At 73.4% G+C, this 13169-nt stretch carries 12 protein-coding genes and 1 pseudogene; 5 read left to right on the forward strand and 8 right to left on the reverse strand.

Translation table 11 applies throughout. The features are described from left to right. Positions 1–304: 304 nt before the first annotated feature. From MNZ29_RS11985 to ftsZ, 3 genes are all read left to right on the forward strand, one after another. Positions 305–1114, forward strand: a complete 810-nt coding sequence (locus tag MNZ29_RS11985) for an FtsQ-type POTRA domain-containing protein (RefSeq protein WP_242355364.1) — start codon at positions 305–307, stop codon at positions 1112–1114. A 130-nt stretch (positions 1115–1244) separates the two neighbouring features. After that, positions 1245–2474, forward strand: coding sequence for a cell division protein FtsA (gene ftsA, locus MNZ29_RS11990; RefSeq protein WP_242339185.1), 1230 nt, complete (start codon positions 1245–1247; stop codon positions 2472–2474). A gap of 17 nt (positions 2475–2491) precedes the next feature. Further along, complete coding sequence (ftsZ, locus tag MNZ29_RS11995; RefSeq protein WP_242339187.1) at positions 2492–3703, forward strand: cell division protein FtsZ; 1212 nt, start codon at positions 2492–2494, stop codon at positions 3701–3703. Between the two features lie 440 nt (positions 3704–4143). On the opposite strand, the gene MNZ29_RS12000 is transcribed toward ftsZ, so the two are convergent. From MNZ29_RS12000 to MNZ29_RS12030, 7 genes are all read right to left on the reverse strand, one after another. Next, positions 4144–4671: a hypothetical protein gene (locus tag MNZ29_RS12000; RefSeq protein WP_242355366.1), complete on the reverse strand. Its 528-nt coding sequence runs from the start codon at positions 4669–4671 to the stop codon at positions 4144–4146. Positions 4672–4775: 104 nt separating this feature from the next. Continuing rightward, complete coding sequence (locus MNZ29_RS12005; protein WP_242355368.1) at positions 4776–5414, reverse strand: HDIG domain-containing metalloprotein; 639 nt, start codon at positions 5412–5414, stop codon at positions 4776–4778. Positions 5415–5483: 69 nt separating this feature from the next. After that, on the reverse strand, positions 5484–6485 hold the full coding sequence (locus MNZ29_RS12010) for an alpha/beta hydrolase family protein (RefSeq protein ID WP_242355370.1): 1002 nt from the start codon (positions 6483–6485) through the stop codon (positions 5484–5486). A 135-nt stretch (positions 6486–6620) separates the two neighbouring features. Next, on the reverse strand, positions 6621–7286 hold the full coding sequence (locus MNZ29_RS12015) for an outer membrane beta-barrel protein (protein WP_242355372.1): 666 nt from the start codon (positions 7284–7286) through the stop codon (positions 6621–6623). A 159-nt stretch (positions 7287–7445) separates the two neighbouring features. Next, a complete protein-coding gene (locus MNZ29_RS12020; protein ID WP_242341197.1) occupies positions 7446–7775 on the reverse strand; it encodes a hypothetical protein in 330 nt (109 codons plus the stop codon). Between the two features lie 160 nt (positions 7776–7935). After that, entirely contained in the window at positions 7936–10653 is a 2718-nt protein-coding gene (gene alaS, locus MNZ29_RS12025) for an alanine--tRNA ligase (protein WP_242355373.1), read from the reverse strand. 38 nt (positions 10654–10691) lie between these two features. Beyond that, positions 10692–11126 (reverse strand): hypothetical protein, encoded by a 435-nt coding sequence (locus MNZ29_RS12030; protein ID WP_242341199.1) that lies wholly within the window; start codon positions 11124–11126, stop codon positions 10692–10694. Positions 11127–11382: 256 nt separating this feature from the next. Between MNZ29_RS12030 and MNZ29_RS12035 the strand changes: the two genes are divergently transcribed. Then, positions 11383–12084 (forward strand): hypothetical protein, encoded by a 702-nt coding sequence (locus MNZ29_RS12035; RefSeq protein ID WP_242355375.1) that lies wholly within the window; start codon positions 11383–11385, stop codon positions 12082–12084. A gap of 98 nt (positions 12085–12182) precedes the next feature. Here MNZ29_RS12035 and trmB read toward each other — a convergent pair whose 3' ends face one another. After that, positions 12183–12791 (reverse strand): tRNA (guanosine(46)-N7)-methyltransferase TrmB, encoded by a 609-nt coding sequence (trmB, locus tag MNZ29_RS12040; RefSeq protein WP_242355378.1) that lies wholly within the window; start codon positions 12789–12791, stop codon positions 12183–12185. 33 nt (positions 12792–12824) lie between these two features. Here trmB and MNZ29_RS12045 point away from each other — a divergent pair. Then, positions 12825–13169 (forward strand): annotated as a pseudogene (locus MNZ29_RS12045) (hypothetical protein); the annotation flags it as partial.

Raw genomic sequence — 13169 nt, forward strand, 5'->3', positions numbered from 1 at the left:
GGCGGCAGGTGGAGGTGGCGGCGGGCGTGTGCCCGAAGATCGGTCAGTTCACTGTGGGTGACCTCGACCTCGACCTCGACCGTCATGCCCCACACCGGCTCGGCCCTCCCCCGCATCGAGGCCGGCCAACCCGCTGATCGGACTCGCCCCTGGGTCGCGTGTAGGTCGAAAACTTGCGGCCCCCCGGCCCTCTGCCATCCTCCAACATCGGGCGATACCGCCCGGAAGCGCGGCGGCCGTGTGCGGCGGCCCCGTGACCGGGCGCTGGGGAGCGGCGGTGGCGCGGGGTCCGAACCGGCGGCGCGTGGACAGGGTTCCGGGGGAGCGGCGGCGCAAGGCCGCGGCGGCCCTCCGCTTCGCGTTCCCGTTCGCCGTGCTCGCCCTCTGCCTGGCCGGCGCCGGGTTCGGCGTCTGGCGCGTGGCGGTGGTGGGCAGCCTGCTGCGCATCGACGAGATCCGCTTCGAGGGCCTCTCGCGCGCGACCGCGCAGGAGCTGCTCGAGCTCTCTCCGGTGGCGGTGGGGGACCACCTGCTCGCGGTCGATCCCGACGCGGTGGCGGCGGCGCTGCGGCGGCACCCGTGGATCGCCTCGGTGGAGGTCCGCCGGCGGTTTCCCGCGGCGCTCGAGGTGGCGGTGGTGGAGCGGCGCGCGCGCGCCCTCGTCGATCTGGGCGCGCTCTACCTCGTCGACGAGCGGGGCGAGGTCTTCAAGCGGGCGACGCCCGGAGACGGGCTGGACCTGCCGGTGGTGACGGGCATCGGGCGCGAGGAGTGGGTCGAGCACCGGGACGACGTCGAGCCGCGCCTCGCGGGTGCGCTCGCGCTCGTCGACCGCTGGACGGAGCGCGGCCTCGACAGGCGCGCGCCCATCTCCGAGATCCACCTCGACGCGGATTACGGGACGACGCTCTGGGCCGGCGAAGAGGGCGTCGAGATCCGGCTGGGACAGGGGGAGCTTCCCGAGAAGCTCTGGCGACTGGAGCGCGTGCTCGCGGCGGTCGACGCCGAGGGGCAGCGCGCGGAAGTGCTGCATCTCGACAACCGGCGGCGCCCGGACTGGGTGGCCGTGCGGCTGTCGCGCGCGAAGGGCTCGCCTGAGCAGGCGAGCCCCTAGCGCGGGTCGAGCTTCGGCTCGCGGCGCGGCCGGTGGTCGGCGCGGCGCGAAGGTGGTGGCGGTGGTGGCGGTCCGAGAGGGCCGCAGGTTGGGCGAAGCGCGACGGCGCCAACTCGCCCGGAGGTGGTCAATGGCGAAAACCGGGGACATCCTCGTCGGCCTGGACATCGGCACGACGAAGATCTGCGCCATCGTCGGCGAGGTGACCGACGACGGCATCGACATCATCGGCATCGGCTCGCACCCGTCGAAGGGGCTGCGCAAGGGCGTGGTCGTCAACATCGACGCCACGGTCGCCTCGATCAAGCGCGCGATCGAGGAGGCGGAGCACATGGCGGGCTGCGAGATCAGCACCGTCTACACCGGGATCGCCGGCGGCCACATCAAGGCCTTCCCCTCGCACGGCGTGGTGGCGGTGAAGGACAAGGAGGTCCGCCAGCAGGACGTCGACCGCGTCATCGACCAGGCGAAGGCGGTCGCGATCCCGCTCGACCGCGAGGTGATCCACGTCCTGCCGCAGGAGTACGTGGTCGACGACCAGGACGGCGTGAAGGAGCCGGTCGGGATGAGCGGCGTGCGCCTGGAGGCGAAGGCGCTCATCGTCACGGGCGCGGTCTCGTCCGCGCAGAACATCGTGAAGTGCGCGCAGCGCACCGGCCTCAACGTCGCCGACATCGTCCTGCAGCCGCTCGCGTCCTCGCTCGCGACCCTCTCCGACGACGAGAAGGAGCTCGGCGTCTGCCTCGTGGACATCGGCGGGGGCACGACCGACATCGCGGTCTTCCACAACGGCGCGATCCAGCACACCGCCGTCATCTCCCTCGGCGGCAACCACCTCACGAACGACGTGGCGGTCGGGCTCCGCACCCCGACGCACGAGGCCGAGCGGATCAAGAAGCAGTACGGCTGCGCGATGGGCTCGATGGTCGACAAGTCCGAGACCATCGAGGTGCCGAGCGTGGGCGGCGGCCAGCCCCGCGTCCTCTCCCGCCACATCCTCGCCGAGATCGTGGAGCCGCGGGTCGAGGAGATCTTCATGCTCGTCCAGCACGAGCTGCAGAAGTGCGGGATGGAGGAGATCCTCGCCTCGGGCATCGTCATCACCGGCGGCTCGACGCTCCTCGCCGGCATGACGGAGATGGCCGAGGAGGTGCTGGGCCTGCCGGTGCGCAAGGGGATGCCGCGCGGCATCGGCGGCCTGGTCGACGTGGTGAAGAGCCCGATGTACGCGACCGCGGTGGGCCTCGTGATCTACGGGGCCCAGCAGCAGGATCTCTCGCCGTACTTCAAGATCCGCGAGGAGAACGTGTACCGGAAGGTGAAGAACCGGATGAAGGAGTGGCTCGGGGAGATCTTCTAGCCCGCGGGGAGCCTGCCATGATCGAGTACACGGACAAGCAGGACGGCGCGCGAATCAAGGTGATCGGCGTCGGGGGCGGCGGCGGCAACGCGATCAACACGATGGTCGCGGGGCGCCTCGACGGCGTCGAGTTCATCGCCGCGAACACGGACGTGCAGGCGCTCGCGGCCAACAAGGCGAGCGTGAAGATCCAGCTGGGGCGGAGCGCGTCGCGCGGCCTCGGCGCGGGCGCCAACCCGGAGGTGGGACGCACCGCGGCGCTCGAGGAGCGCGATCAGATCGCGTCGGCCCTCGAGGGCGCCGACATGGTGTTCGTCACCGCCGGCATGGGCGGCGGCACCGGGACGGGCGGCGCCCCGGTCGTGGCCGACATCGCCAAGTCCACGGGCGCCCTCACCGTCGGCGTCGTGACGAAGCCGTTCCTCTTCGAGGGGAACAAGCGCCGCAAGCAGGCCGAGCAGGGGCTCGCCGAGCTCAAGGCGGCCGTCGACACGCTCATCGTCATCCCCAACCAGCGGCTGCTCTCGGTGGCGGGTGAGAACATGTCGCTCGCCGACGCGTTCAAGCGCGCCGACGAGGTGCTGCTCAACGCGGTGCAGGGCATCTCCGACCTCATCACCGTGCACGGCCTCGTGAACGTCGACTTCGCCGACGTGCGCACCATCATGAGCGAGCAGGGCCTCGCGCTCATGGGCACCGGCCGCGCCGGCGGCGACCGCCGCGCGGTGGAGGCGATGCAGGCCGCCATCAACTCGCCGCTCCTCGAGGACGTGACGCTCGACGGCGCCACGGGCCTGCTCGTGAACATCAGCGGCGGCCCCGACCTCACCCTGTTCGAGGTGAACGAGGCGGTGTCGATGGCGCAGGCCGCGGCGGACCCGGACGCGAACATCATCTTCGGCTCGGTGATCAACGACCACCTCGGCGACGAGGTGAAGATCACCGTCATCGCCACCGGGTTCCACCAGCGGGAGGTGAAGCCCACCGCCCGGCCCGCCACGCAGGTGCAGGTGCCCATCACCGCGCCGGTCGCGAAGGCGATGCCGCCGCCGCTGCCTCCCGAGGCGAAGAAGGATCCGATCCGCCTCGCCAGCCAGACCGTCCCCGCGACCGCGCCCGCCGTCGTGCGCACGCCGGTCTCGATCCGTCGCGAGCCCGCCATCTACAAGCCGCTCGACGAGGACCAGTACGACATCCCGGCGTTCCTGCGCCGCGGCGGGCGGGACTAATCGGCCGATCATGATTCGCGAACAGGCGAGCGAAGCGAGCCCGCCGGGGCGACGCCGCGGATGCGGCGAAGCCGCTCGCGGCGGCGCACGGGACCCGGCGAGCCGGGGTGGGGCCCCGACGAGCGTCGCTCGGCGGGGCGGGGGCGCAGCCCCAGTTCGAACATGGCTGAACGACAGTGTGATTCGCGTCACCGAAGGTGATCGCGAATCACGAACTGTCGTGTAGAGCGGCGCCGGCTCCCGGTGACGCCAGGAAGAGAGCGGCCGCCCCTCGGGGCGGCCGTTCTCTTTCGATCCGCGGGCGCCCCGGTCTGAACGTCCGATCACGGTTCGCGACGGGCGAGCGACGCGAGCCCGCCGGGGCGCAGCCCCCGTTCGAACATGGCTGAACGACAGCATGATTCGCGTCACCGAAGGTGAGCGCGACCACGAGCTGTCGTTCAGCGAAGGAGCCCCGTCACGTTCACGTCGACGCGGATCGTCGCGGTGATCTCGACGGTGGTGTTCGAGGCGGGCGGCGCGCCGGTCGCCTCGATGCCGAGCGTCGGGGACTGGCCGGTGAGGTACGGCTTCAGGTCGACGTCGCCGTGGACGTCGAGGTCGAGCGCGCGCGTCCCGGCCGGCAGCGCGCGGACGCCGTGCTTCTCGGCGACCACGACGGCGGGGAGGCCGTCCGCCCGCGCGCGCAGGACGAGGTCGTCGAGCCACGTCTCGAGGCTCGCGCCCTCCCGCACCTCGAGGTGCAGCCGGCGCAGGTGCGCGGAGTCGATGTCGTTCGGGTCGATGCCCTGCGCGCGGAGCGCCTCCTGCCCGCCGAGGTCGATCGGGGCGAATCCACCGATCGCCCCCGAGGGTCCGCCGCCGGGGGTGCCCGGGATGGTGAGCGTCGCGGAGCGCGTGAAGTCCACGTCGTCGAGGCGCCCACAGGCGGTCACGGCGAGCAGGAGCGCGAGCGTGGTCCTGGCCATGTCTCCAAGCTAGGGAGCGCAGATGAAGGGCGGCCCGGTCCTGCGGGGCCCGCCATCTCCGCGCGGGGCACCTTCGCCCCCACCCGGGAGGCAAGGGCGGCGGGCTACCCCGCGGGCTCGGCCGGCTCGGGCGGGACGGGCGCGTCCGGCAGGTCCGGCGCGGGGGCCCCCGCGAGCCCCAGCCGCTCCGCGATGGGGATCTGAGCGCGGATGACGAGCGCGACGACCTCGGGCAGCGGCGCCCCGATCTCCTCGGCGCCCCGCCGGATGTACTCGCGGTCCACCGAGCGTGCGAACGCCTTGTCCTTCATCTTCTTCACCACCGACTCGGGCGGCAGGTCGACGACGCTCCGCGACGGCCGCACGAGCGCGCAGGCGCCGACGAACCCGGTGAGCTCGTCCGCGGCCACGATGGCCCGCTCCATGGGCGTCTCGCGCGGCACGCCCGTGTAGAACGCGTGCGCCCCCACCGCCTTCACGATGGCCTCGGGCCAGCCCTGCGCGCGCAGGATCTCCATGCCGCGGAAGACGTGGTCCGCCTCGGTCGGCCAGCGCTCGTAGTCGAAGTCGTGCAGGAGGCCGACGACGCCCCAGGTCTCGAGCTCGCCCGGCTCGGTCACGCCGGCGCGCCGCGCGAGCGCCCGCATCGAGGCCTCGACGGCCAGCGCGTGCCGGCGCAGGGGCTGCGTCTTCGTGTACTCGCAGAGGAGCGACCAGGCGGCCGCGCGGGAGGGGACGATCATCCCGGCATGATAGCGGAGCCCCGGGCCGCGCACCCGCGCGCCGCGCGCCGCGCGCCGACGCGCGACGCCCTACCCGCGCGCGAGGCGCGGGACGAGGAAGCGCAGCGAGGCGTCGAACCGGTAGTTGATGCCCATGTGTCCGTCCTCGAACTCCTCGTGCACGACCTCGACGCCGCCCGCCCGCAGGGTCTCGACCACCATGCGGGCGCCCCAGCGCAGGTGGTACTCGTCGCGCGTCCCGCAGTCGACGAACACGCTCGCCAGCCGGCGGTAGGCCTCGAGCGCCCGCGGCGCGAAGCGGACGGGATCGTGCTCGAGCCAGCGCGCCCACACGTCCTCGCGGACGCGACCGGAGGGCAGCTCGAAGGGTAGCGCGAGGCCGAGCGGCGCGCGCGGGTCGGGGCCGTAGTGCGCCGCCATCGCGAGGACGTTCAGGACGGGGTGGTCGGCCCCGCCGAGCTTGGTCTCCGCCGCGCGCCGCTTCGCCTCCGCGAGCCACGCCGCCGCGTCGCCCGAGGCGGAGAGCGCCGCCGCCGCCTTCGGGAGGTCGGGGAGGTAGCAGTACTCGAAGTAGGCGTCCCCCGCGTGGCAGGCGAGGTGGGCGAACACGTCGGGCCGGTCGCGGCCCATGACGAGCGCGCCGTAGCCTCCCGAGCTCTTCCCGACGATCGCGCGCCCCTCCCGGCGCGGGAGGGTGCCGAGCGCGGCGTCGACGTGGGCGACCACGTCCTCCGCGACGTAGTCCTGGTAGCGGCCCACGGCGGGCGCGTTCGTCCACTGCGTCCCGCCGAGCGCGGTCATGCCGTCCGGGAACACCCCCACGACCGGCGGGATGGCGCCCGAGGCGACGAGCGCGTCGAGCCGCTCGGGCACCGTCGGCGCGAACACCGAGGTGTTCGACCACCCGCGCGCGCTCCCGGTGAAGCCGTGGAGGAAGTAGACCGCGGGCAGCGGCGCCGCACCGTGGCCGGGCGGCAGGTAGGCGAGCACGAGCCGCCGGTCCGGATCCCCGAGCGCGTTCCCGGCCAGCGCGCGCGACTCCACCTCGAGCTCGACGAGCTTCCCGTGCATGCCTTCCCTCCCTCGCGATCGCGGCCGAAGGGGTACTCCGCGCCCGCCCGTCCCGCAACCCGCGAACGAGGACGGCCGCCCCGAGAGGCGGCCGTCCGTTGACGCAGCGGCTTCGACGCTTCGATGATCGGGCGGCTACAGGTCGAAGCGGCCGCGGACGCCGAACTGAACCCACTCGTGGGCGTCCTTGTCGGTGATGTCGGCGCTCGCGGAGTTCCCCAGGCTGTCGGAGTACTTCATCTCGCCGTAGCGGCCGACGCTGAGCATCAGGTAGGGACCGACGGCGAACCGAGGAGAGGCGAAGTAGTCGCCGCCGAGCTGCAGGTTCAGGACCTCCCAGCCGGAGAACGTGAACTCGAGCTCCTCGCCGCCGCCCTCCGCCTTCACCCGGTTCCGCTCCCAGCCGGTGCCCACGCCCGCCCAGGGCTGGAACTGGCCGGTGGTCGAGAACGCGTAGGTCGCCTGCACGCCGAGCCGCAGCACGCCGCCGGAGCAGTCCACGCCGTCGAGGTCGCACACGTTCTGGTTCGTCCCGTCGAGATCCAGCGTCCCCTTCGACCAGCCGTAGGACGCGTAGCCGCCGAGGGCGAGCTGGGGGGTCACGCGGACCATCAGGTCGAGCTGCAGCGGGATCTGGCTCTTCGTGAAGTCGCTCAGGTCGACGCTGGAGCCCCCGGCGTCGCCGCCGACGTTGCCCATCGCCGGGGCGAAGCCGAGCCGGGCGCCGAGGGAGACCTGCGCGGACGCGGCGGCGGGGAGGAGGAGGGCCGCGATCGCGGCGAGGAGGGCGTGCTTGCGCATGGAGGTATTGACTCCCGGTTGGAGACCCGGGCGAGCCTGCCCTGCCCCGCGGCGGACCGCAAGGAAGGGGTTGTCGTACAGTGAACGTGGAGCGGGGGGCGACGGCGACGGGCGGCGACGGCCGCGCGGCCGCGCGTCCCTCGGGCGCGGGACGCGCGGTCAGCTGCCGCGCGCGAGCACCACGCTGCAGCGCGCGGCGAGCTCGGTGGTGCGCGCGAGGAGCGCCTGCGCCTCCTCGTAGAGGGCGGCGGCGTCCCCATCCGCGCCGGGATCCGGCAGCTCGCCGATCTTGTCGAGCAGGTCCGAGACGCGCAGGAGGTGCTGGTGGGCGAGGAGGAGATCGCGGCCGAGCCGCGCGCCCTGGCGCGTGAAGATGAGGCCGGTCTGGAAGAGCCGCCCGAGCGCGCCGCGGTTCACGTCGGTGACCGTGCGGCAGCGGGCCTGGAAGTCCCTGAGCCGCCGCGCCTCGCGCGCTCGCGCGAAGTCCACGATTCGTGAACGTCGGCGCTGCGGACGCGGGCGGGGGACCGGAGCCATCGTGCGGGGGAGGATCGTAGGCGGGGGGCGCGGGCGCGGTCAACGCCGCGCCTCGCTTGACACCCGCCCCGCCACCCGAACGCGGTCCGGCGTTTCCCGGGTGACTCGCCAATCACCCGAGCGCGGCGGCGACGAGCTCCTGCACCTTCGCGAGCGCCCGCTCGAGCCCGGCGGGGTCCGAGCCGCCCGCCTGCGCCAGGTCCGGCTTGCCGCCGCCGGAGCCCCCGACGAGCTTCGCCGCCTCCTTCACGAGGTCGCCCGCCTTGAGCTTCGCGGTGAGATCCTTCGTGACCGCGACCAGCAGGATCGCCTTGCCGTCCTGCTCCGCGCCGAGCGCGACGACGCCCTTGCCGATCCGATCGCGCAGCTTGTCCGCGAGCTCGCGCAGGCTCTTGCCGTCGCCCTGCACGCGCACGGCGAGGACCTTCGCGCCGCCGTTCACCTCGCGCGCCTGGGCCACGAGATCACCCGACTGCGCCGCGGCGATCTTGCCCTTCGCGTCGTCGAGGGCGCGCTCGAGCTCCTTCACGCGCCGCTGGCTCTGCTCGATCTTCTGCGCGACCTCGAAGGCGCCCGCCTTGAGGAGCGCCGCCGCGCGCCGGAGCTCGTCGGCCTCGCGCTGGGAGAGCTCGACCGCCTTCGGGCCCGTGTACGCCACGATGCGCCGCACGCCGGCGGCGATCGACTCCTCGCTCGCGATCTTGAAGAACGCGATGTCGCCGGCGCGGCGCACGTGAGTCCCGCCGCAGAGCTCCTTGGAGGGCCCGATGCGGACGACGCGGACGACGTCGCCGTACTTCTCGCCGAAGATCATCATCGCGCCGGACTGGCGCGCCTCCTCGAGCCTCAGCACCGAGGTGTCCGTCTCGGCGTTCTCGCGCACGAGCTCGTTCACCCGCCGCTCGACGGCGAAGAGCTCCTCGTCGGAGAGCGGCTGGAAGTGCGAGAAGTCGAAGCGCAGGTAGTCCGGCGCCACGATCGAGCCGGCCTGCTTCACGTGCTCCCCGAGCGTCTCGCGCAGCGCGAGCTGGAGGAGGTGCGTCGCCGAGTGGTTCGCGCGGATGAGGTCGCGGCGCCGATCGTCGACGGCGAGCTCCACGACGTCGCCCACCGCGAGCGCGCCCTCCTCGACCACGCCGGCGTGGACGACGAGCCCGGGGACGGGCCGGTGCGTGTCCTCCACCCGGACGCGCACGCCGGCCGCGGTGATGGTGCCCTGGTCGCCGACCTGGCCGCCCGACTCGCCGTAGAACGGTGTCGCGGCGGTCACGACCTCGACCCGGTCCCCCTTCGCCGCCCTCGCGACGCGCGCGCCGTTCGCGACGAGCGCCTTCACCTCGGCGCGCGCGCTGGGCGCCTCGTAGCCGAGGAAGCGGATCTCGCCGAGCTCGCCCGCGATCTGCTTGTGCAGATCGCCGGTGGCCTGCTCCCCCGAGCCCTTCCACTCGGAGCGGGCGCGCTGCTCGGCCATGTGCCGGTCGAAGCCCTGCTCGTCCACGTCGAAGCCGCGCTCCGCCGCGATGACGCGGGTCAGGTCGAGGGGGAAGCCGAAGGTGTCGTAGAGCTGGAACGCCACCTTGCCCTCGATGACCGGCCGCTGGCGCTCGGGCGGCGGCGTGGCGGGCTTGCCGAGGTGCGTCTCGGGCGCCGTGAGCTTGCGCATCTCGGCCTCGAGGATCGCGAGGCCCTTGTCGAGCGTGCGCCGGAACGACTCCTCCTCCTGCGCGGCCACCTTGGTGATGAAGGCGCGGTTCTCGCGCGTCTCCGGATACGCGTCGCCCATCTCCAGCATCACCGCCTCGCACACGTCCGCGAGGAACGGCTTCTCGAGGCCGAGCCGCTTCCCGTGGCGGATGGCGCGCCGCATGATGCGGCGGAGCACGTAGCCGCGCCCCTCGTTGGCGGGGAGCACGCCGTCGCCCACGAGGAAGGTCGTGGCGCGGGCGTGGTCGGCGATGACCCGCATCGACACGTCGTCGTCCGCGTCGGTCGCCCCGTAGCGCTTCCCGGCGAGCTTCTCGATGGCGCGGATGATGTTCTGGAAGACGTCGGTGTCGTAGTTCGAGCGCTTGCCCTGCGCGACCGCCGCCATGCGCTCGAGGCCGGCGCCCGTGTCGATCGAGGGCTTGGGCAGCGGGGTGAGGCCCCCGTCGGCGCCGCGCTCGAACTGCATGAAGACGAGGTTCCAGATCTCGAGCCAGCGGTCGCAGTCGCAGGCGACGCCCTGGCAGGCGCGACCGGCCTTCTCCTCCGCGCAGGGGATGTCGTTCCCCTGGAAGAAGTGGAGCTCGGAGCACGGGCCGCAGGGCCCGGTGTCGCCCATCGCCCAGAAGTTGTCCTTCGCGCCGAGCTTGTGGATCCGCTCCGGCGGGACGCCCTGCGCCTTCCAGAGGTCGTAGGCCTCCTCGTCCCAGGGCAGGGTCCCCTCGCCCGCGAAGACGGTGGCAGCGAGCCGCTCCTTCGGGATCGCGAGCCAGCGCTCGGAGGTGACGAGCTCCCACGCCCAGGCGATCGCGTCCTTCTTGAAGTAGTCGCCGAACGAGAAGTTCCCGAGCATCTCGAAGAACGTGTGGTGACGGGCGGTGAACCCGACGTTCTCCAGGTCGTTGTGCTTGCCGCCGGCGCGGACGCACTTCTGCGCGGTGGTGGCCCGGGAGTAGTCGCGCTTCTCACGTCCCGTGAAGACGTCCTTGAACTGGTTCATCCCGGCGTTCGTGAAGAGGAGCGTCGGGTCGTTCTGCGGGACGAGCGAGGAGCTGGGGACGCGGCGGTGCCCCCTCTCCTCGAAGAAGCGGAGGAACAGCTCGCGGATCTGGGCGGCAGTCTTCATGGCGGAGAGCGTTTTCTAACAGAGGGTTCGGCGCCTGGCTACCGGCCGGAGGAGCGCTGCGCGTCCGGGAGGACGACGCGCCAGCGCCCGTCCTCGCGCACCATCTCGACCTCCGCCGGGCCGGCCGCGCCCTCGACCTGCACGGCGAGCAGCGCCGCGTCGCGCGACTCGCGCCGGACCGTCACCGAGGCGAGCCGGCCGGCCGTGGGCGAGAGGTCCCCGAGCACGAGCTCGCGGCCGGTCGCGGGCAGGACCCCGGGAGCGGCGCGCGCGGCCACCTGCCTCGCCCGCTCGTCGAGCTCGGCGCGAGAGCGCTCCGAGAGCATGCTCCACACGGTGTCGGCGTCGCCCGCCCGCGCGGCGGCGGCGAAGACGCGGTAGCGGTCGGCCGGCCCCTCGGGACGCCGGCAGGCGATGGAGAGGAGCGCGAGCAGGGCGGCGCCGAGGGCCATCCTCGTGAATCGAGCGGTCATCTCGCCAGCATAGCCGCAGGCCGTGCTTCTCCGGGCACCCGGGTCGCCGTGCCGGGCGGGGGCCCGGCGTGCGGGGCGGCGGGCGAGCAGAAACGCGCGTCGTGTGGCTCGGCCGCTCCTCGCTCGGCCAGAGTCCACATATTTGGCACCGGCGGCGGCGCAGCGGTGAAGCCCGCGCGCTCGCCCGCACCTTCGGGTGGGGCTCGCCGGCCGATGAACCCGCGCACAGCATTTGCGCATCAGGAGGGGGAGAAGAATGCAGATCCGCAAGATGGCGCTGGCGTTGCCGTTCGCGTTCGGCATCGCCTGCTCGACGTCCCACGCGAACCGCACGGCCCGGGCCGAGGGGACCACGCCCGCGACCGCCAGCGAAACGACGGCGCGATCCGGAACGCAGAGCGACACCTATGGCACCTCGGGCAGCGCGACCGCCCAGAGCCCTGACATCAAGGGACACGACAGCGACAAGGTGCTGATGGGCAAGGTCGCGAGCGTGTCGTCGAGCTCGGTCTCGATCCAGTCGGACATGGGCGACAGCAGGACGCTCCAGGTCGTCCCCGAGACGATCGTCACCGTGGACGGCCGCACCGGCCAGATCTCCGACATCCAGCAGGGCCAGGACGTCCGCGCCAGCTTCAACGAGCAGGACGGCAAGCAGGTCGCGGTGAAGATCGAGGCGGCCCCGATGGCCGGCGGGACCAGCGGTCACATGGGCGGCGACATGGGTGGCCACATGGGCGGCGACACCAGCACGCCCAGCAGCGGCACGACCAGCGACACGGGCGCAGCGACCCCGGGCACGGGCAGCGGGACGGGCAGCGGCACGGGCACCACCGGCAGCGACACCTCCGGCAGCAGCACCCCCGGCACCAGCACCCCGTCAGACACCGGCACGAGCAGCGGCTCGACGGGCACGGGCGGCGGCTACGACACGTCCGGCACCGGCACGCGCCGTTAACACAGCGTGAAGGCCTCGACGCGGCGAAGCGCGCGGAGCGGCCCGGAAGACGACGCCCCCGGCCACGCGGCCGGGGGCGCTCGCGTCTCCGCTCGCCGTCACTCCGGCTTGCGCATCCGCAGGCGCCACACCGGCTGACCGGTCTCGAGGTAGCGCTTCTCGCGCGTGGAGGGGATCTCGTCGGGCGGCCGCTCCGCGAACGCGCCGGGCCCGGCCTCGTTCTCGAACCCCGCCTCCTCGAGCCGCACCACCGCCTCCCGCGCGTAGCGCTCGACGTCGGTGCGGAAGTCGAGCAGCCCGCCGGGCGCGAGGAGCCCGAGGAGCAGGGTCGACATGCGGTCGTCGACGAGCCGCCGCCGGACGTGCCGGCGCTTCCACCAGGGGTCCGGGAAGTGGACGTGGATCGCGGCGAGCGATCCCGCGCGGAAGAGGCGCGGCGCGAGGATGCGGGCGTCGCCCTGGATGACGACGAGGTTCGCGTGCCCGCGCCGCTCCCGCTTCTCCGCGACCTCCTCGGCGAAGGCGCGCCGCTGCTCGATCGCGACGAGCGCCCGGTCGGGGTACGCCGCCGCGAACCCGAGGGCGAAGCCGCCGTGGCCGCAGCCGATCTCGAGCTCCAGGCGGGCCGCGGAGGGCCCGAGCCGGGCCGCCCAGTCGGGCGCGAGGTCGAGCGCGATGGGGGCGTCGTCGTCGTTCGAGAAGATCATGAGCGCGCCTGTTTAGCATGCTAAGAAACCCGCGTGCTCCGCCGCGCGGCCCCGGCACTGCTCGTCGCCGTCGCGCTCGCCGCCGGGTGCCGGGGGTGCGGCTGCCGGGAGGCGGTCCGCGGTGCCCCCGCGGAGCGGTTCCTCCCACCCGGCGTGCGTGCGGCGGTCCTCGCGCCGGAGCTGGGCCGCGCCGCCTCCGACCTCGCCGCCCTCCACGCGACCGCCGCGTCCTTCCCCGGCGCGGGTGAGCTCGCCGGCGTGCGCGGAGCGCTCGCCTCCCAGCTCGGCTTCGATCCGCTCGACGGCGCGAGCCTCGCCGGCGCCGGCCTCGACCCGCGCCGCGCCGGAGCGCTCGCGCTCGCGGGCCCCGGCGGCGCG

Origin of the sequence: Anaeromyxobacter sp. SG64 (assembly GCF_022690745.1) — a bacterium.
In the GTDB taxonomy this organism is placed as follows: domain Bacteria; phylum Myxococcota; class Myxococcia; order Myxococcales; family Anaeromyxobacteraceae; genus Anaeromyxobacter; species Anaeromyxobacter soli.